The sequence below is a fragment of the Colwellia sp. 75C3 genome (assembly GCF_002836255.1).
Lineage (GTDB): Bacteria > Pseudomonadota > Gammaproteobacteria > Enterobacterales > Alteromonadaceae > Colwellia.
The window spans coordinates 136,906-158,962 of the sequence record NZ_PJAU01000057.1 but is presented as its reverse complement, the minus strand read 5'-3'; the positions used below and the strand labels follow the sequence as shown (position 1 = coordinate 158,962).

The 22,057-nt window shown below is 37.9% G+C and carries 12 protein-coding genes; 5 read left to right on the top strand and 7 right to left on the bottom strand.

The features are described from left to right. Nucleotides 1–153 precede the first annotated feature (153 nt). Both CXF85_RS16810 and CXF85_RS22825 read left to right on the top strand, forming a co-directional pair. A complete protein-coding gene (locus CXF85_RS16810) occupies nt 154–2,958 on the top strand; it encodes a DUF5011 domain-containing protein (protein ID WP_101229795.1) in 2,805 nt (934 codons plus the stop codon). A 103-nt stretch (nt 2,959–3,061) separates the two neighbouring features. Continuing rightward, the gene (locus tag CXF85_RS22825; protein WP_157829128.1) at nt 3,062–5,821 is read left to right on the top strand and encodes a CBM96 family carbohydrate-binding protein; all 2,760 of its coding nucleotides are present in this window, start codon (nt 3,062–3,064) and stop codon (nt 5,819–5,821) included. A gap of 181 nt (nt 5,822–6,002) precedes the next feature. On the opposite strand, the gene CXF85_RS16800 is transcribed toward CXF85_RS22825, so the two are convergent. After that, nucleotides 6,003–7,523 (bottom strand): sulfatase, encoded by a 1,521-nt coding sequence (locus tag CXF85_RS16800; protein ID WP_157829127.1) that lies wholly within the window; start codon nt 7,521–7,523, stop codon nt 6,003–6,005. 331 nt (nt 7,524–7,854) lie between these two features. On the opposite strand from CXF85_RS16800, the gene CXF85_RS16795 reads away from it, so the two are divergent. Further along, the gene (locus CXF85_RS16795; protein WP_101229793.1) at nt 7,855–10,476 is read left to right on the top strand and encodes a glycoside hydrolase family 3 C-terminal domain-containing protein; all 2,622 of its coding nucleotides are present in this window, start codon (nt 7,855–7,857) and stop codon (nt 10,474–10,476) included. Nucleotides 10,477–10,566: 90 nt separating this feature from the next. Next, nucleotides 10,567–12,798, top strand: a complete 2,232-nt coding sequence (locus CXF85_RS16790; protein WP_101229792.1) for a cytochrome c3 family protein — start codon at nt 10,567–10,569, stop codon at nt 12,796–12,798. Between the two features lie 390 nt (nt 12,799–13,188). On the opposite strand, the gene CXF85_RS16785 is transcribed toward CXF85_RS16790, so the two are convergent. The 6 genes from CXF85_RS16785 to CXF85_RS16760 all read right to left on the bottom strand — a co-directional run bounded on the left by CXF85_RS16785 (nt 13,189) and on the right by CXF85_RS16760 (nt 20,730). Further along, nucleotides 13,189–14,382: an endo-1,4-beta-xylanase gene (locus CXF85_RS16785; protein ID WP_101229791.1), complete on the bottom strand. Its 1,194-nt coding sequence runs from the start codon at nt 14,380–14,382 to the stop codon at nt 13,189–13,191. A 98-nt stretch (nt 14,383–14,480) separates the two neighbouring features. Further along, on the bottom strand, nt 14,481–15,500 hold the full coding sequence (locus tag CXF85_RS16780) for a LacI family DNA-binding transcriptional regulator (protein ID WP_101229790.1): 1,020 nt from the start codon (nt 15,498–15,500) through the stop codon (nt 14,481–14,483). Nucleotides 15,501–15,523: 23 nt separating this feature from the next. Further along, on the bottom strand, nt 15,524–17,032 hold the full coding sequence (locus tag CXF85_RS16775; protein ID WP_157829126.1) for a sulfatase: 1,509 nt from the start codon (nt 17,030–17,032) through the stop codon (nt 15,524–15,526). 12 nt (nt 17,033–17,044) lie between these two features. Then, nucleotides 17,045–18,775 carry a glycoside hydrolase family 5 protein gene (locus tag CXF85_RS16770; RefSeq protein WP_198555666.1) on the bottom strand — a complete coding sequence of 577 codons (1,731 nt, stop codon included), beginning with the start codon at nt 18,773–18,775 and terminating at the stop codon, nt 17,045–17,047. A 150-nt stretch (nt 18,776–18,925) separates the two neighbouring features. Beyond that, nucleotides 18,926–19,564, bottom strand: coding sequence for an Lcl C-terminal domain-containing protein (locus tag CXF85_RS16765; protein ID WP_101229787.1), 639 nt, complete (start codon nt 19,562–19,564; stop codon nt 18,926–18,928). A gap of 122 nt (nt 19,565–19,686) precedes the next feature. Beyond that, complete coding sequence (locus tag CXF85_RS16760; RefSeq protein WP_101229786.1) at nt 19,687–20,730, bottom strand: sugar phosphate isomerase/epimerase family protein; 1,044 nt, start codon at nt 20,728–20,730, stop codon at nt 19,687–19,689. Nucleotides 20,731–20,905: 175 nt separating this feature from the next. Between CXF85_RS16760 and CXF85_RS16755 the strand changes: the two genes are divergently transcribed. Next, nucleotides 20,906–21,919: a LacI family DNA-binding transcriptional regulator gene (locus CXF85_RS16755; protein WP_101229785.1), complete on the top strand. Its 1,014-nt coding sequence runs from the start codon at nt 20,906–20,908 to the stop codon at nt 21,917–21,919. The last annotated feature ends 138 nt before the right edge of the window (nt 21,920–22,057 follow it).

Below are 22,057 nucleotides of genomic sequence, written 5' to 3'. Positions count from 1 at the left end.
CATCAATACTAAGATAAAATAATTGATATCGTTGTCAATAAGTGTTAAAAATTGTATTACTTTAAAAATGAAATAAAGTTTATTTACGATTTATACTTAAATAAGCTTTGTTTCAGTATTATAATTCAAACAATAGTTTTATGGGGTTAAGTTATGTCATATCTGAAAAGTAGAAGCAGCAATATCAATAGTATTCAAAGCCATACATTAAAAACAGTCGCTGCAGCGGTAATGTTATCATTAAGCTCAGGTGCTTATGCCGCCTGTGATTACACTGCCGGTGATGATTTTGATAACGATGGCGTAACGAATCTACAAGATGGTGCTCCTTGTGATACTGACTTACAACAAATCACCATCAACAGAGTCATTAACAGTGATTTTGAGGCTGGCGCTAACTTCTGGGCTAAAGTTTCAGCTGATGCTTCATATACATCAGTAGATAATAGTTTTGATGGTTCAAAAGCCATTGAAATGACAACAACAAAAAATAACAAAGGCTTAAGTGCTCCAGACATGACTGGGGATGGCTTCTCTTCAATCACACTGAGATTCTGGGCAAAAGCGGTTACCGTATCTGACCATACTACCCCAGTTAAAATAAAACTGACCTTAAAAGCTGAAGACGGTAGTGTAAACGGTAAAGGTAAGCCTACTTCTGATAAATACCTTGCTCCTGTGCTCGTCGATAACCAAGATGACCCTGATTTAGCAGATGATGTGACCATCATCAATGCAAGCGAGTGGACTCCTATCTCTCGTACCTTTGTTTTTGCCGACATACAAGCTGAAGCCGATGAAGCGATTGCCTTAGGTGGTTCAATTGCCGGCACTCGCATAGCTTTAACCGATGGAAAATACAATGATATTATTAGATTACAAATTCAACCTGCCAAAGCTGGAGATGTTATTTTAATTGATAATATTAGTTTGTATAGTGATACCGACAAAGCCGCAATGCAATTAAATGCTATTACCGATACTGATGACGATGGTTTAATGAACGATGCTGATGCCCATCCAACACAAGCATATTTCACTGAATCTAAGCCGAATGATGACTTTGACGGTGATGGTATTATCAATAGTGCTGATATTCATCCGTATAGTACAACGCCAGCAACTGATTTAAATAACGATGGTTATGACGATACTACAGCCCCTCTAACCAATGCGTTAGCCTCATCAACAACTACGCTAGAACTACTTGATGCTGAACAAGACAACTGGAGTGTGGTTAAATTTGTTTCCTCAAAGGATGCAAAAATTGGTGAGACTTCTTACAAAGTAAACAATGCTGCAACCAGTAAAGCCAATATTGTAACTATTGATGCAACAGACCAGGTTTCATTAGGTTTTTGGGCTAAAACCGATGCAGCAGGTTTTGCTGCTACTGGCGATGCGTTCCTTGTAAAAGCCAGGTTGATTAAAGCAAATGCAGATGACTCAGATGTATTTGTTAATTTACCACTTACAGATACTGATTTATCTACCGAGTGGCAGTACTTCCAACTAGATAAAAACCTTAGTGACACTCAAACAGCCAGTGAAGTAGAAGTTATCCTCTTAAAGCCTACCATTGAAAACCTAGGCAATCTTTGGATTGATGGTATCACTTTATTCGCTGACCAAAATGTGGATGCATTATTAGCCGCAGGCAGAGATTCAGACATGGATGGTATTCCTGACTTTAATGATAACGATGACGATAATGATGGCTTGCTTGATGGTGAAGATTTGGAGCCATTAAATGCTATTGGTAGCTTTGATGCACCTGATATTGATCACGATGGTGTTGCAGATACAGCTGATGCTGATACCGATGGTATTTTAGATTATTTTGAAGATAGAACTGCACCTGTATTAACTTTATCTGGTAGTAACATCAGTATTCAGATAGGTGGGAAATATAATGAATTAGGTGCAACGGCATTCGATGACACTGATGGAGATATTACTGCAAATATCATTGTTACCGGTAGCGTTGATACTTCAACTTTGGGTGACCATACCATAAGCTATGATGTTATGGATGCTGAAGAAAACGCCGCTATTACGGTGACACGAGTTGTTAGTATAATCAGTGAAGAAATTATAGACACTTCAGCACCGATTATTACTTTAATTGGTGACGCCTCTATTAGCGTTTTTGAAGGAGGAAGCTACACAGATGCTGGAGCCACCGCACTAGATGAGACTGATGGTGACATCACTACAAATATTACCTCCACAGGAGCTGTCGATACTGCAATCATCGGTACTTATGTTATCACTTACACTGTTAGCGATGCTGCCGGGAATATTGCGACGCTAACTAGAAATGTTATCGTAGGAAGCACTGATGTGACCGCACCTGTTATCACCTTAGTAGGTGAGAGCAATACCGTAGTAGTTGAGGGTGAAGAATATACCGATACTGGCGCGTTAGCAGAAGATGAAAAAGATGGAGATATAAGCGCAAACATTGTTGTGACTGGCAGTGTTGATATTTCAACAGCTGGCTCTTATACCGTAACTTACAATGTTAGTGATGCTGCGGGAAATAATGCTGAAGAAGTAACAAGAAAAGTAATTGTAGCTAGTAATGCTGTGCCTGTTTTCTCAGGTGATTTACCTGACTTAACCTTCCATAAAGCCAGTGTTGATGCTGTTATTGTACTTAGTGACTTAACCGATGCTCCTGTTGCCATTGATGAAAAAGATGGTGCTATTACCGCAACTACAGGATTTAAAGATGCAGTTTACCAGCCAGGTAAAACTTACACTATTACTTGGAAAGCCACCAACTCTGCCGGTAACAGCAGTGAAATAACACAAAATTTGACAGTAACCGCACCAGAAGTGGTTATCGAAGAAGTTGAAAGTAAAGGCGGTAGTTTCTCATTTGCTGGTTTATTCCTGATGGTAAGTCTATTTACTCGAAGATTATTAACTAAGAAACAATTAACTAAAAAATAATAACTTCATCCTAAATACCAAAAACAAAGGGCGCTTGTATTTATACCGCGCCCTTTTTGATTTCCATCATATGAAACAATAAACCCTATTAAGTACTGATGTTATGAAAAATAAATTAGCCATTACAAAACTATCTAATAATATATTTTTGCTCCTTTGCACAGCATTAACATTCACACCAATAACCAATGCGGCAGAAGTTATTGAATTAACCATTGCTGAACCAAGTGCTTTAAAGACAGACTTTACCGGTTACAATGCCAACATGATGTCAGCGATGAGCACAAATCCGTGGGATCGCACAGAACTAACACAACTTTTCAAAAATACTGGCACTTCCATAATACGTTACCCCGGCGGCACCATTGCTAATAACTTTGATTGGCCTACGGGCAATCAAATTAAAATCAATGCGTCAGGTGAAGAAAGCTTAGGAAGTTATGACTACAAAATTAGTAATTTTAACACTGGATATCAAAATGCAGGGTTTGAACCAATTTTTGTTGTGAATCTATTAACAAGAGATCTACAGCATACCCTTGACGGTCTTGCCGATGTTACTGCCAAAGGTCTACCAATAAACCGTATAGAATTAGGCAATGAATTCTTTTTAAAAGATGAAGCCTACGTAGATATGTTTCCAAGTGGTCAAGACTATGTCAGCAAAGCAGATATCTGGACCGATGCCATTAAAGCAATTTATCCTGATGTCGAAATTGCTTATGTCAGTACCATGAAAAAAGATCCACGTTCATTAGAGTGGAATGAAAAAATATCGCAATGCTCAAAGTGCGATGCCATCATCATTCACACCTATACTCGAAGTGAGCTAAACCCGGTATTACCCGCAGACAAAAGCACTAGTTACTTCGGTACCAGTGAAGAGCAAAGCCAACAATGGCAACAATTTATCACCAATAGTGGTGTTGATATTATGCTAGCTCAGCCTTTTGAAGCATGGCATGGTTATACCTCTTTAAATAATTTATCTAGTGACAAAAAGATTTGGATCACCGAGTTTAATATGAAAGATGCTACAGGCCCTACTCGAAACACTTGGGCCCATGCACTTTTTAATGCTAATCAAGTACAAAGTTTTTTAACCGACGGACGAGTAGAGATTGCTTTATTACATAATCTCATAACAGGTGCAAAATCAGGCTCTCATTACTTAGGAAATACTTTTAGTGGCTTAACCATAGATCATGGTCAAGGCGACTTATCTTCACAAAAATACAGTTTATCTGCGGGTGGCATTGCCATGAGAGCATTTGGCAGCGTGCTAAAAGGTATGGATACCATCGCCAAAATAAACTTATCAGATACTCCAAGCGTTTCACCAACAGGTTATGCTGACTATGATGCTATTTACGGTTGGCAAGGTAATAATAGCGCTAATGATGAGCAGCGTTATTTGTTAATAAATACCTCGTCAGTAAGCTACACAGTTAACACTGAAAACTTAACAACAAGCAATAAATCCGTTCGCCAATATTGGGCAAGTCCACAAACGTTTATTCACTCAGAAGAGGTGCTTTCCGGTGGTATGGTCAATAGCTTACCTACATTGCTTAAGCTTCCTGCTTACAGCATCACGGTAATTGGTGAAACTGCTGTTGAACAACCCAGTAATTATCAACAAACGTTAACATTAACGGCAACTGATGATCACTTCGCTAAAGAAGCAAACCCTAATGGCAAAGGACAACCAACAGCCAGTCAAATAAATATAAATAATAGTGAGGGAGACCAATCAAGACCTCATATTAAATTTAACACCAATCAAGTAAAAGGCAGTATCGAGTCAGCTACTTTAAAGGTTTATTCAGAATCAGTTACCGGCACAGTTAGCGTCCATAAAATAAGCAATGAATGGGATGAGTATGAATTAACATGGAATACTATGCCTACCTTAGGAGAATTCATTAATAGTGCAAGTGCCGTTAAAAATGCTTGGTTAGAAATAGATGTCACGGCTAGCCTATTAAAAAGCGACTCGTTACTGTCATTTGCATTAACAAATAGTTTAACGTCATTAAATAAATTCAGTTCTAAAGAAGGTAATAAAGCACCTGAATTAATAATGACCACCAGTAATGCAGTCATTAATGTGGCTGATACGAATATCACCAAAGATGATGCTAATATCTTACAATACTATAGAAACAGCCTAGCCGATGCCGTTAGTGATGGTGATAATGATGAGCTTTCATTTTACAAAACATCAGGACCATCTTGGTTAATGTTATGGTCAAACGGAAAAGTTGAGGGTACACCGACAGCCGATGATATTGGTGAAAATACTTTTACGATAAAAGTGAGTGATAACACCGGACAAGCAAGTGCAACAACAGAATTAAACCTAACCATTAACGTTATTAGTGATGCACCTACTAATGCAGCCCCTGTTTGGAATAACATTCAAAACATACTGCAACAAGCAACAGAAAACATCAGTTATAACAGTAATATCTCAGCCTTGGCAATCGATGCAGATAACGATGCTTTAATTTTTGCCAAAGTATCAGGTCCTGACTGGTTCTCTCTTTCTGATGTTGGCGAAATAACAGGTACACCAACAAATTCAGATATTGGTGAAAATAAATTTATAGTGAGTGTTACCGATGGCACAAACCATTCAGCACAAGTCATTAATAATACCCTCACTATCATGGTCAACGCTAAAGTAGAACCTGAACCAACCCCGGAGCCTGAGCCAACTCCTGAGCCTGAGCCAACTCCCGAGCCTGAGCCAATTCCTGAGCCTGAGCCAACTCCTGGCGGACCAATGAGTCTATGTTTATTGTTACTGTGTTCTATAAGGTTATTTTATAAACGAATGAAAAATACTTACATTCACTAAGGTTTTTATTAACCTGAAGAATTTTAGCCAGTGGAATAGTTCAATAATTTAACGGAATTGGTATAATAAATAAGATCAATTTTAAGTGATTAAAAAAGCCAGCGATATAAAGAGCTGGCTTTTTATTAAAACCGTCAACTTATTTTAGGACGGGACAATGATTACTACTCACTAAATTTACTTATTCAATAGCTTTAATTCTTGTTTGTGCCTTTTCAATAGCAGCATCAAGCAGCCATTTCATTTTTATTCTGATACCTTCTAATGATACCTTATCAGCTAAATTTTTAAGCTCTTGAGGATCATTTTGATGATCATAAAGCTCTGCGCCAAAGTGCCCTTCCCCCCACTCGGTATAACGATATCGATTAGTCCTAATGGAGTGTCCTCGTATTTTTGTAAAGGCAAATTGGTTATTATCCCCTTTGTTACGATTTAAAATAGCGGAATAAGCCCCCTTTCTCACTTGAAAATCAACATTATTAAGCGCCGGTGTTAAATCTTTTCCCGCCAAATACTCCGGAGCTACTAATCCGGCAAGCTTTGCTAATGTTGGATAAATATCAACTAACTCAACAGGAGATGTTACCACGCTACCATTGCCCTTAGCATTTGGCGCGTAAATAATTAACGGAGCGCGAGCTGAGCCCTCAAATAAACTACCCTTTTGCCATAAACCGTGTTGACCTAGTTCATATCCATGATCCGATAGAAAAACAACAATAGTATTATCACTTAAACTTTGTTGCTTTAAAGCATCAAGCACTCGCCCAACTTGGGCATCAACGTAAGAAACCGCGGCATAGTAACCTTGGATAATTTGTTTGCGTTGGTTCAGAGTTAGAGCTAACTGTCCTTCTCTATCTTGAAGAGCTATAGCTGGAATATCTTTACGGTCATTTTTCGGCGCTATATAGGGTTTTATTTTATCTAGTGGGTATAAATCAAAGTATTTTTTCGGTGCAACAAAGGGAGTATGTGGACGATAAAATCCCGCACCAATAAAAAAAGGTTTACCCGTTTTATCTGGATGATGGTCTTTTATCATGTTAATCGTTTCTGTGGCAACTTTACCATCGGTATGCGCTTTGTCATCATTCCCAATAGCTAAAAAACTTAATACTCCACCAAATGATTGGCGTTTTAGTGCTTTTTCATTAAAAGCTATAATCTTATCTTCAACGTCTTTATCCAAACCAATAGGGTTGATGGTTTCGTGCCAAGAAGCAGCATCATCAGCCCCCGCAGTGCCTATTTGATTCGGCACCCCTTGGTGATAAATTTTACCTACCCGGCCAGAAAAATAGCCATTATCTTTAAATAACTGCGGTAAAGTGGTTACTTTGGGAATATGATCACGAAAGTGAGCGGTCATTTGAGTATGTGAACCATGGGCAATAATACCCGTTTGGTCAGGATACAAACCTGTCATAAAACTAGAGCGACTTGGCGTGCACATTGGTGATTGGCTATAGGCTTTATCAAAGCGAATGCCTTTTTTTGCTAAAGCATCAATATTTGGGCTTTTTACCAAATGATGACCATAAGCGCCTAAATCGTTATTTAAATCATCAATGGTGATAAAGAGTACATTCATCGATTGTGTACTACTTATATTTAATTGTGCTGCACTGATAGGATTGACAACGAAAGCCAGTACAAAGTGCATGGAAATTATTCCACTGTATTTCATTTTTTTCATAAGATAACTTTTCATTTTAAAACCAACTTAACAGTTCTTCTGTAGCTTAAGTATATTTTGCTACAAGAATAAACAATCCTACTAAATCCCTTGCCTTATAGCCAACCAGACACATTAGCTGACCCTTTTTCGATTTTCAAAAACTCTAGCATGCCTTTATATTTATCATAAATAAAATAACCAATGAGAGTAACAAAACTGTCGCATACTTCTCCTCTGCGACAACTTATTACAATTTAACTATTAATCATTACAAACATCATTGACAACGATATCATTTTATTTGATGATAAAGCAATATAAAGATAACAAAGCATTAAGGGTCCATAAAATGAATTATTCTCAACTTAAAAGTATTCCTATTTACTTTTCTTTACTTGCAATATCAGTAACCAATGTAAGCTGTGTTCAGCAAGACGTTGAAGTCAACTTAACCTCTAAAACATTGAGTGAAAATCTGGACTCAAAAGCCCTTCGTCACAAAAATAAAGAGCAAGATGTTGAGAATTTATTAGCTCAACTGACCTTAGAAGAAAAGATATCACTCGTACATGCTAATACTAAGTTCGCTAATGCTGCGGTTGAGCGTCTAGGCATTCATAGCATGGAAATGAGTGATGGACCTCACGGTGTTCGCCGACAGATATCTCGAGACAGTTGGAAACCTGCAGGTTGGGATGACGACCAAGCGACTTATCTTCCTCCCTTGACCGCAGTGGCCGCCAGTTGGGATCCAAAAATGGCGACTCTGCATGGTAATGTTTTAGGTAGTGAAGCACGTCATCGAAATAAAGATGTTATTTTAGGCCCTGGCGTTAACCTTGCTCGTCTGCCTTTATATGGTAGAAATTTTGAGTACTTAGGTGAAGACCCTTTTCTTGCCGCTAAATTAGTGGTGCCTGAAATTATTGCAATACAAGCGAATGATGTCGCAGCAACAGTAAAACATTTCGCACTTAATACCCAAGAGCTAAATCGTCATGGTGTTGATGCAACGCCCGATGAACGTACCTTACGTGAAGTTTACTTGCCAGCATTTGAAGCGGCAGTAAAGGAAGGTAATACCTACGCTATGATGGGGTCATACAATAATGTTTATGGTACTAATGCCAATCAAAATAAACATTTAATTATGGATATCCTAAAAGGTGAATGGGGCTACCAAGGTTTGTTAATGACTGACTGGGATGTTGATATTAATACCTATGATGCCGCCATGAATGGCCTTGATTTAGAGATGGGCACCCGCGCTAAGAGTTATGATGATTACTTTTTAGCTAAACCTTTATTAAAGATGATCCAATCAGGCAAAGTGCCCGTAGCAGTACTTGACGATAAAGTGCGCCGTATCTTACGTGTACAATTAAGCATTGGCATGATGGACAAACAACGTTTTTCTGGCCAACGTAATACCCAAGAGCACAGAGATTTCGCTCGTCAAATAGCAACACAGGGTGTGGTGCTACTTAAAAATGAAAGTGTTACTAGCGCAAATAACTCTGATCAGACAAGCGCGGTATTACCTTTAGATAAAAATAAAATAAAAAACATCTTAGTATTAGGTCCTAATGCTGATAAGAAACATGGCAGTGGTGGTGGTTCATCGCAAGTAAAATCCCTTTGGGAAATAACACCTCTACAAGGTCTTAAAGATAAGCTCGGTGATAATGTTGAACTACAATTTATGCGCGCCCGCAGTCAAAGTGGTGTGCAACCTATTGCTGAAGACTTTGTTAAAACCAATAACCGTGGCACAGGTACACCCGCTTGGCGATTAATTGAATATAAAACCGCTGATCGCAGTAAAAAAGCTGAGCATTATGGTTGGTTACCTGAATCTAATTATAACTCGCCGCTAGGTGATGTTATTCAACACATTAATTTAAAAGCTGACATTATGCCGCTAGCCAGTGGTGAACATGTACTGCAGTTAGGTGGCAAAGGCAATGTGAACTTAGTCATTAATGGTAAAGAAGTGCTCAATACCACCTTAAACGGTGATAAGACTTATCAACACAAGTTAACGTTAAAACAAGGAAAGAAGTATGTTTTTACGCTTGGTTATGATGGTGCAGATAACGTTGTTCTAGGTTGGAATGCCCCTGGCAGTCCATTTAGCACTAAAGATGAATATTTAGCTGCAGCAAAAAAAGCCGATGCGGTGATCTACTATGCTGGTTTAAGTCATGCTGATGATCGTGAATCGAAAGATAGATCAAATATGGTATTACCGAATAACCAAGATGATATTATCAGTGATTTAATTGCGGAAAACTCAAAAACAGTGGTATTTTTTATTGGTGGCTCAGCGGTTGAAATGCCATGGGTTGAACAAGCCAATGCTATTGTTTGGGGTTGGTATGGTGGTATGGAAGCTGGACATAGTTATGCTGACATCTTGTTTGGCGATGTTAATCCATCAGGAAAAATGCCAATAACATTACCAAAAAAATTAGCCGATACAGCACCAATCGTGCTTAATGACTACAATGAAAAAACCTCTACATATCCTGAAGGTGTATTTATTGGTTATCGTTGGTTTGAACAGCAAAACATCGAACCATTGTTTCCTTTTGGCCATGGCCTAAGTTATACCCGTTTTTCATTTGGTGACATCTCCCTTAACAAGGATGTCATTTCTGCCGGTGATACCATTACAGCAAGCGTAAAAATAACCAATACCGGTAAAGTGGCAGGAGCAGAAGTTGTTCAATTATATCTACATGATGAACAATCAAGTGTTCCTCGCCCAACAAAAGAGCTAAAAGGTTTTGAAAAAGTATTTTTACAACCTGGTGAAAGTAAAACAGTCATGCTTACTTTAACCCAACGCGATTTATCTTTTTGGGATGTAAACACTAAAAACTGGCTAGCAGAGCAAGGTCAATTCTCGGTACATATCGGCAGCTCGGTAAATGATATTAAAGCGAGAGCTAGTTTTTCTTATCAATAAGAAGACACAATACAATCTTATTGATCATGCAAAGACAGTGTTATAGTGCTATCACTGTCTTTTTTATTTTACACTTACCTTGAGAGTGTTATGCCGCTGTTTTCAATCGCTATATTGTTATTTTTGAGTTCATTCACCCCTCACGCTTTTGCGAACAACGATCCAGTCCCCACTGAAAAGTTTATTGGCAAAGCTTCCTGTGCAAATTGCCATCAACAGCAGTTTAACGATTGGCAAAACTCTCACCATGATTTGGCTATGCAGCCAGTGAATAAAGACACCGTACTGGGTGATTTTAATCAGGCAAAGTTTTCATTTCACAGCACCACCGCTGAATTTTATCGCAAAAATGAACAGTACTTTGTCAAAACACAAAATGAAAAAGGTGTACTAACTGAATATAAAATTTTATATACCTTTGGTTTTACTCCGTTACAGCAGTACCTAGTAGACTTTGGCCAAGGAAAATTACAGGCTCTATCAATCGCTTGGGATAGCCGCCCAAAAACTGAAGGTGGCCAACGTTGGTATCACCTACAAGCCGACCAAGGAGAGATCCCCTTTGACGATATGTTACATTGGACAGGTAGTTATTTTAATTGGAACAGCCGTTGCGCTGAATGCCACTCCACAGGCTTTGAAAAAAACTTTGATGATGAAAAGTTAATTTACAACAGCACTTGGACCGATATTGATGTTGCTTGTGAGTCTTGTCATGGTGCTGGTAAAGACCACCAAACGTGGGCAAAAAATGGTGCTAGTATAAAACAAAATAATGGTTTAATTAACCTAGCACCTAAAGGGTTATGGCAAATAATACCCGACAGAAATACCGCAAAATTCACACCTAACAAAAACCATAAGAAGAGTTTACAACTCGATACCTGTGCACACTGCCACAGCAGACGCAGTACACTGACAGAAAACTATTTAGGTAAAAAGTTTGATGAAAGCCACCACCTACAATTACTCGATGAAAATATTTATCATAGTGATGGTCAAATTCAAGATGAAGACTATGTATACGGATCTTTTATTCAAAGCAAAATGTATCACGAAGGCGTAGTCTGCAGTAATTGCCATGAACCACATAGCTTGAAGCTACGAGCCCCTGACAATGCGGTTTGTACTCAATGCCATAAACGTGAAGTATTTGATACTCCTAAACATCACCAGCATGATATGACTAATACAGGCGCGCAATGTGTTAATTGTCACATGCCAGAAACGACTTACATGGGCGTGGATCCAAGACGAGATCATAGTTTACGTATTCCTCGCCCTGATTTATCAAAAAAACTTGGCTTACCTAATGCGTGTAATACTTGTCATCAAGAGCAATCAATCGATTGGGCGGTAAAACAAGTCGAGAGTTGGTATCCAACAAGTCAAAAACGCATGACCCATTTTGCTAAAACACTCTATGCCGGCAGAAAACAGTGGGCGACCGGTCATGATTTATTAAATAAATTAGCACATGATACGACACAGGCGAGCATTGTTAAGGCAAGCGCGCTAAGTTTATTAACGCAATACCCTACTCAAGAAACCCTTAACACTGCAATTGCTTCATTAAAAAATACTGACAGCAAAATACAGCGTTCAGCTCTTGGTATGATAGAAATGCTACCAGCAGAACAAGCATATCAACATTTAGCGCCATTGCTTGATGTTAGTAATTCATATAGCAATAAAGCCATTAGAATGGAAGTAGCCAGAGTTTTAGCTGCAGTGCCTTTAAATCAACTGCCCAAAGTACAAGCGCAGCAATTAGCTAATGCTCAAAACGATTATATCGTCAGTCAACTTGTTAATAATGATACCGCTAATAGCCACCAAAATTTAGCGCTGTTTTATGCTAAACAAGGGAAAATTGCCAAGGCTGAGCAGCTTTATAAGAAGGCATTATCCATAAATACTCAATTTGTACCTGCCATGGTGAACTTAGCTGACTTATATCGTCAAATAGGTAAAGATGGCCAGGCCACTGCATTGTTATTTAATGCGGTAAAAGTTATGCCCGAAAATGCGATGGCACAATTTGCGTTAGGCCTACAACAAGTTAGGCAAAAAAATATGATTGTGGCAATAAAGCACCTGCAGATAGCGGCTGCGTTATCCCCTAACCTACCCTATTATCATTATGTTTATGCGGTTGCCTTAGATACCAACAATGAAACAGAGAAGGCTGTGGTTGTTTTAGAAAACTCACTAAGGGTTAACCCTAATAATCAACAACTTATATCATCTTTGATCAGTTACTATCAAAAGTTAGGAAACATGAAAAAAGTACAGTTTTACATGAAGCAGTATCAACAGTAATACCAAATTGATTAAGTTATTTCCCACTCAGCGAGAATTAAAAGGCTTAGAGGTAAGGCATTGATTGAAGATAATGGTTATTCCCTTGTCAAAATCAATAACGCCGCATGTAAGCCTTTTAAACTCGCCCTTTGGGTGCTTGCTCGATACCCACTCACGTCGTTAAATTTATTTGATTTAGAATGACTAAACCGAAACAAATTTGCCTTATTATTGAGCATAGCTCTGAGTTGGGAAGAAATTTAATCAACTTGGTATCATAAATGAAAACAGCTTATTGAATTAACAATAGGCTGTAACAATGTTCAGACTCAAATGATAAAGTAACCTTATATAACTTTAAATAACCAGAACTCATTATCCAGAGTTCTGGTTAAGTTATATCTCTTATCAATTAGCGTTTTCCAATACTCTTTGCATTTCATAATAAGCTTTTTGGGGCTTAAATTGCTCATCCCATAAACCTAAGACTTCTATATTTTTAGCTCTAAAATGAGGAGCATTAGCCAATGTCCATAAACTCCATGCCACCACACCTGTTTGATGATTATCAAGTAACGTTTGAGTGATATTCCCAAAAGCTTTGGCAACTATATCTGTTTGATAAGGTTTGTTATTTTTAATATGAATGTTATTTTCTGTGGCATGAAACTCAAAATCATACTGATGAGCCCATTTAATTAAGTTATCCAGATTTTTAATTGCTTGGCTATCAATATTGGCAAAGTCGACATATTCTGCACGAAGGTGCGCTTGCCAGCCTATTGCATCAATACGTAGGTTCCTATCTCGTAAATACATGACTAACTCTTTCATTAATGCTATAGATTTTGGAGAGGTCATTCGGTGTTGATTAAGCACCAAGGTTAAATTAGGGGCATGCTCATTGGCAATTTCAAATGCCTGAACAATATATTTCGGCACACCTAGCTTTTGAAGCAAAGGGAATTTATCTGGAATATCAGTAATAAAGCCTATTTTAGTCCAAGGGTTTTCCCATGCAGTCACCCCTGGTTTTGGACCAAACCAAGTACCTTGTTCAGTAATAGTTTCATTAACCACATCAAGCCATTTTACCTGAGGTTCATTGTTATAACGTTTTGCCAAAGCGGTCATAAACTCCACTAACATCAGCTCCAACTCTTGTGCTGTTCTAGCATCATCTCTAACCCACTTTGAGCTTTGAGGACTAATAGGAGCATGCAGTCGTACTAACTGATTATTTTTTTTAGCTCGTTGGATCCAATCATCTGGCGCTTGCCATTTCCACTTATTCGGTGTTGGGTGAATGTGTGATTGTTTGTAAGTATTTGCAGGCGTTATATAGCTAAACTCATTATTCAATAACTCGCCTTTAGCACTATTCAATTCTCGGTATTGAATAGTTCCGCCAATATAAACATTGCTTGGATACTTATCGGCAACGATATCTTTTAATCGACGACCGGTAGGTTTCTCTGTGTATACATAGGTATTTACATAGGGGCTATAATAGGAGTTAACAGGCTCATTCGGCGTGGAACACCCTAATAAAATTAGCGCCGTAAAAATTGATAGTGACTTTATTGAATTTAACGATTTCATGATATGACTTCTTTTAAATTTATGAATTCAAGTAATTGGCAATAGTTACAGACTCTTTAAAAATATCAGAGAACATGTACAGCATTTAAAGACGTGCATTAATCACTTGCCCAAATACTGGTTGATTCTCGTACAACTAACTGACATTCGAACAAGGTTTTTACCTCATCAAATGAGCATTTATTAAGTTGAGCAATGAGTTTTTTTGTCGCGTGTGAAGCTATATCTCGTATTGGTTGTCTAACCGTTGTTAGTGCAGGCCATATTTGTTTTGATACAGGGGTGTCATCATAACCAACAATAGAGAGCTCTTGTGGTACTTTAATCTGCTTTTGTGCGGCAACTTTTAATACCGCTGCAGCCATATAATCATTACTAGCAAAAATGGCCGAAGGCCTATTTTTAAGTGACAGTAATCGTCTAGCCGATATTTCACCTGATTCAAAAGTAAAATAGCCTTGCTCAAAAAATGTATCATCTACTGCAATATTATTTTCAGCTAAGGCATTTTGGTAACCTTTTAACCGCTGATGACTATCACCATGGCTTGGGTCACCCATAATAAAAGCAATATCTTTATGGCCTTGAGATATCAAGTATTCTGTCATTTGATATGAGGCTTGCTCATCGTTAGAGCGAGCAAAAGGTGCTTTAGGCTCTGAAGTTGTCGGTGATATCAGTGCATAAGGTAATTTATATTTATCTAATAAATCAATGACCTCTGGCATATCACAAAGTGGCTCGATCAATAATACCCCATCGGTCGATGAACGTTGTAATAACGATTCTATTTTTTCAAAAAAATGTTCATCGTTATGATCACAAGGCAATATTTGCAAATTATAATTATCAAGATCACATTGCGCTTGAATACCATTTTGCACTTCTAGAATATAACCAGGGTTGGGATTTGAATAAAGTAAGCTTAAAATAGAGGTCTGTTGATTTCGTAATGCCCTAGCTAAAGGGTTTCTACGAAAACCTAACTCATTAACCGCTTTTTTAACTTTCTCTTGCATCTCTGCACGAACGTTAACTTCATTATTTATCACTCGTGACACAGTTTTAACAGAAACCCCAGCCCTTAGTGCAACATCTTTGATTGTTATTTTTGTCATCAAATCACCCTTAGAAATATTTATTATTTTTCAATTTGTGCGATATGGGCAACTAACTGATTATGTAAATCAACAACCACTTGAGCGTATTTAAAATCTTCAGCGACGTTAATTGTCTCTCTAGGATCAACACGGTGATCGAATAACATTCTTGCTATCACTTTGTTATTTTTCTTATTGCGCCATTCGGTATACATATAATTTTGGGTTCGAATACTGTCAGCATTTTTCCATCGAGGAAAAACAGCGTCATTGACTGTAGCCTGTGGATTTTTCAACATGGGAACAAGGGAGTCACCTTGCAATGAACTTGGCGCAGGTAAGCCAGCCAACTGGGTTAAGGTGGGAAATATATCAACTGACTCAACTAAACCTTTGGCGAATTCCCCATTAGTCATGCCAGGCACTTTGATAATTAATGGAATATGATTAGTAACATCATAAGAAGAGTGTTTTGCCCAATGAGTATGTTCACCTAAGCTCCAGCCATGATCGCCCCATAAAACGACAATAGTATTTTCTTCTAAGCCTAAACTTTCCAGCTCAGTTAAAATGTTACCAATTAATGCATCACTATAGCTGGTAGCGGCATGATAACCATGGATAAGTTTTCGTGCCATCTCATCAGGCATTTTGCCCTTTTTTGGCATAGCCCCATCATGGCCATAGTTTCTTAACTCATTCCAATTATGATCGGATTGACTTGGAGAGTTCTTAGCTTTTAAAGGTGTTTTAGTAAGTTCAATTGTGCTTTCATCATACAAGTCCCAATATTTACTTGGCGCATTAAAAGGTAGATGTGGTTTTTTCAAACCTACGGCTAAAAAGAAGGGTTTACCTGCTTTTTTCAATCGTTTTAAATCACTAATAGCACGTTTTGCTATCTTGCCATTTTTATAAACATCATCCACGACATCCGCTTTTTCAAAAGCAGGATGATTTTTAATACCTTTTTCAGCCATTGCAAGACCATCTGACGTTACATAATCGTGCCGTGATAACAAGCTTGCTTGTTTTTTATTACCACTAGTTGAATCTTCATTTTTAGCCCCTTCAGGACGCCAAGGAAATTCACTCCAATCATTTGCATGATCAGTTAAGTTATTAAATATCTTGCCTAAACTATAGGTTGTATAACCATTATCGGAAAAAACTTTGGCAATAGAAGGTGCCCAAGGAGCCACTTTATCAGCGCTTTCAAAAGCAACAAAGCGATTAATAGTTGGACGAACACCTGTTAACATCGAAGCGCGCGAGGCACCACACACAGGCACATTGCTATAGGCCTGAGTAAAGGCAACCCCTTGATTAACCAAGCGGTCAATATTAGGAGTTATAGCTTTGTCAAAATCATATGGTCCATATTGCACCCGCAAATCATCGACTGCGATAAATAATACGTTAGGTTTAACGAGTTTTTTTGCTGTGCCCTGGCTAACAGCTGGCTTTGCTTGGATATTTGTATCGGCTGTACAAGCACCTGTTATAAAAGCGGCTAAAAGGCTAGTTGCGACTAATGATAGTTTTTTCACAATGAATTTTTCCTATATGTTTGTTTTGTAATAATACTTTTTAATAAATAAACAAAAAAGTATTAAAAATAAAGATATACCTGTACTACCTGCTGATGAAGATTCAAGCTTTTCTGGTTCAGGCTCTAGCTCAGGTACTGGCTCTAGCTCAGGTACTGGCTCTAGCTCAGGTACTGGCTCTAGCTCAGGTATTGGCTCTAGCTCAGGTACTGGCTCTAGCTCAGGTACTGGCTCTAGCTCAGGTACTGGCTCTAGCTCAGGTACTGGCTCTAGCTCAGGTACTGGCTCTAGCTCAGGTACTGGCTCTAGCTCAGGTACTGGCTCTAGCTCAGGTGCTGGCTCTAGCTCAGGTGTTGGCTCTAGCTCGGGTGTTGGCTCTGGCTCAAGTGTTGGAATAACATCAATAATAAAACTAGCATTAACAGCACCGGCTGAGTTGTTTATCCCATCAGAGGTACTCATAATAAAAATATGTTCACCCGTATCGGTAGATAAAGGAGTTCCAGTAATCACTCCTAATTCACTAACATTTAACCAATCAGAGCCCGATACTTTAGCAAAAATAAGCGCTACATCTTCAGGTCCACTTACGTCAACTGAAAGGTCATAACTGTAAAGTTCACCTTGTTCAGCATCAGCTAAAGTAAAAGTAGTATTTGTCCATACAGGCGCTTGATTATCAACAGCAGGATCTTCCGCGTCAACTTCAAGACGAAGCGCCATAATAGCATCAACGACTTCTTCTAACTCATTCCATTGATTAGTAGCAACATCATAAAATTTCTTGGTCGCATTGACCGCGTGTGGAATTTTTCTATCGTTAAGCACTTTAACAAAATCTTCTACAAAGCTAACTTGTCTAGCAATATCATAATCATTACCTTTGTTATAGTTCCCCGGCATCCACGCACCTTCCCAAATAGGAATACCTGTTGATTCACTCCAAGCCACTGCAGCATCAGCGCGAACAGTCATTAACTGAATTTCACCCACGCCGCCATCCCAATAATAATGAGGATTAGTTGAGTCTGCACTTGGGCCTGATGCATAACCTTCATGAAACTCGCCAATTAGAAAGTTATTACCTTGCGTTGGAATATCAAGCTGATTCATTCTTGTTGCATCAGATCGCTTGTGTGCACTAAAAATTACGATACGTTTATCATTGTAGCCGCCTGCATTACGTATAGCGGTAACCGCTTGTTCGTAAGCTTCATTTAATTGATCAATAGGCTCATTTGATAACGGACTACTTGCCGCAATTTCAACAATCAAATCAAACATTAGTTCGTATGGGTAATCCTTATAATGTACTGCCATATCTTGCCACCACCGTACCCAGTCAGCTTGAGTTTGCGCTGTAGGGTTATCTTCAAAGGCATGAGATTGGTTAGCGATAATAGGGATCATGCCATTATCTAAAGCATCTTGAATTTGTTCATCTAAATACATCCATGTATCAGCAGCGGGATCTTGAGCAAGACGTAAACGTATATGCTTAAAGCCCTTGGTAGCAAAAGCAATACTCGCATCAGTAGTATATTCGGCTATCTTATTAGGCACTTCAGACCAAGTAGAGTCGACCCCTGAACCCATTTTTTTCACCATATCTTGCGGCGTAATAGCTATTTTTGAGTTAAGTACCTCGGCGTAGCTCATATTTGAAACAGTTGCTATAAGTACTGATGAGAGTGCTATTGCAATTTTCATATATTGATTTATGAGCTTATTCGTTTTAATCATGATTCTTGCTCTATTTTTATTAATGCTTATTTTCTGCATTTTATTAAATACTTTTTAATCAAAAATCCTTGTAATGATTAAAAAGTCCACCTCACATCATTGATAACGTTATCACTATTAAAGAAATAAAATGACCTTATCAATACACCTTTAAGGTCTTTTTTTACTAATACGCCTAAAATGAAATAAACCCATAACAGCTAAAAGAAACATTGCTATGTTCGTCGGCTCAGGCACAGAAACTGACGTTACATCACCCTCTCTAACTGCCCATGCTTTAAAAGTGTCAGATTTTAATTTATTACCATTTTCACTGCCATTACTAAAACTAAAAGACCATGCTTTAGTGTCATTAGCCGATGTGTCAGTCCAATATCTACTGCCAAAAAGGTTACTAAAACTATAGTTTTCGCCGGTATTTACATCAGAGAAGCTTTTATTTATTAAGCTATCGGTATTAGTTAAATTAACCATAAACATATGGCCTAATTCTGATTTATCGCTATTAACAGTATCTACTGTAGCTAAGCGCCAATCGGAAAAACCACCCACATTTATTGAGTCGACCCAAATATTGGCATTTGCCCAAGTCATTTTACCACTTGAATCAGCGTCAATTGCGCCACTGGTTTTGGCATAGTTAGCATCAAGCAGCCAAGTGATGTTTAATACATCATCATATACCATTCCTTCATCGCGCATTATTAATCCGGCTGACGCCTGATAAGAAAATATTATTGATAATAATAGAATACTACTTTGAACAAACTTCATTATTTTATTTTTCATTGTTTACTCTCTCATTCCTACTTCAAAGATGATTTTTAGTTGCTAGCCTTATCTTGGTTAACAATCTACTTAAATAATAGAACACTTTTGACAACGTTATCAATATAAATTAAAATTAAGTCCTAAGTTATTAAATTAGTTGGGCTTTGTTTGTATTTGTCTTGAATCTTTCTCAATTTATCAATAATAATTTGGGCTCCTTGAGTATTTGAATACTCTTTTCCAGCATATTCAGCGCTAACCCAGCCATTAAAGCCTGATGCCAATATCTGCTCCATATTCCAATCATAATCAATCATTTCAATATCACCGTTAGGTAGGAAACTTCGTGCTTTACCACTTATCCCAACCGTAAATGGAGTTAAGTCGATTACACCTTGTTTTAAATCATACCAGCGTCTAGGTTTAGCATTAAAACCACCCATAAAAAAATTACCAAAGTCTAAAAAAAGACCTAAATTACTATGATTAGTTAATTCTATTAACATGTTCAACCATGCGCCATTGCTTGATGGGTGACCATGATTTTCAACGGTAACTTGCATGCCAACATTGCTAGCAAACTCACTCAATTCATATAAAGACTCTGAACATTGGTTCATTTGCTGTAAATAGGTGCCATCACCAAAAGGGTTTACTCTGATGTGCTCACACCCTAACTCTACAGCCGCTTCTATCCAATGCTTGTGATCATCTACAGCTTTCTTGCGCGCTAATAAATCACTTGCCCCAATTTTGGTAGCGGTATCAGCCATTAAACAAACAAATGACACATCATGGTCTTTGCCTTTTTCCTTAAAGCTACGTAACCACTTAGCACTATTTCTATGTCCATAAATCATCGAGGTGACTAAATCAACGCCATGTAAATCAAGCTGCTGTGCTTTAACAACAATGTCAGTGGTATCCATAGAGCCTTGCAAAACAGCCTGAGGATCCTGCTCTAGCATTTTTTTAAACCATTTGTAGTTATCACGTCCTTTACCAAAAATTTCACTTTCAAACGCCCATTGAGATAAAGATATTTGAAAGGGCAAAATGGAATTACTGGCTAAAAAAGGTTTTGCTAATGATTGAGATATTAGTGTTGGTGCAATAGCCATCCCACCAACAACACAAGCTATTTTTTTAATAGCTGCCCTTCGTTTTTCTTGTTTATGATTCATTTGATACCTCACAATTAATTTATCAACGATATAAATGTAATTGATAACGTTATCATGAATAATAGTAACATCAAATTGATAACGGTGTCTAAAACAGTTTTCTTTAGATTGCGGGGCTTCAAGGTTAATGCTATGATTTTAATAAATTATAGCTGATAACAATTAAAGGAATACCTTGGCTAAAGCTACTATTAAAGATGTTGCTCGTGTTGCCGAAGTTTCGGTTAAAACAGTTTCAAGGGTACTTAATGATGAACCTAATGTCAGACCTGTATTACAAGACAAGGTACATGCAGCAGTTAAAGCATTAGATTTTAAGCGTAACCCTTTAGCAAGAGGTCTTAGAGGTCAACAATCTTTTATTATCACCCTACTCTACTCCAACCCTAATCCGGGCTATATACTTGAATTACAAAACGGTGCCTTATCTCAATGTATTGAACAAGGTTATAACTTACAAATTCACCCTTGTGATCACAACAGCGCTGATTTAATTAAAAGTGTCGAGTCGATAACCCAATACTCAACTCAAGATGGTTTTATTCTTACTCATCCACTTTGTGATAATAAAGAGCTTATCGCTCTGCTTGATGAAAAAAACATACCATTTGCTCGTATTTCCCCTTTTGTACGTGAGCATGATTCTCCATATGTTATGAGTAATGACGAAGAGGCTGCTTTTGAAATGACCAAATATCTAATATCCCTTGGTCATACTAAAATTGGTTTTATCAAAGGCCACCCTGACTTTGGTGCCACCCATAAACGTTATAAGGGCTACCAAAGAGCACTTGAAAACATGGGATTAACACTTGATGAAGATTATGTAAAACAAGGCATGTTTACTTTTGAAACCGGTGAAAGCTGCGCAAGACAACTACTTAATCAAGAAAGTAGACCTACGGCTATTTTTGCCAGTAATGATTATATGGCAGCGGCAATTCTTAAAGTAGCGGCGCAAATGAAAATTAACATTCCAGCCGATTTGTCTGTGGTTGGCTATGATGACGCTCCTGTGTCTCAACAAATATGGCCATCTATCACCACAGTTAAACAACCAATAAATCAGATGGCCAATACCGTAGTAAAAAAACTAATTAAAAGAATTAAAAAACAGCCTTTTGAAGAGTTTGATACTGAGTTCGACTGTGAATTAATTATTAGAAACTCTACCAGCCCCTGCTCATAAATTACGATTTTCAATAAAGTATTAGGCTTTTTCCCTCTCTGAAACAGCCTACGCTTTATAATTTTAAACACTTTTAAACAAGGTTTTCCTTACCTCACTTCTTCTTCAGTGTTATTTTAATTTCATATACCAAACTTA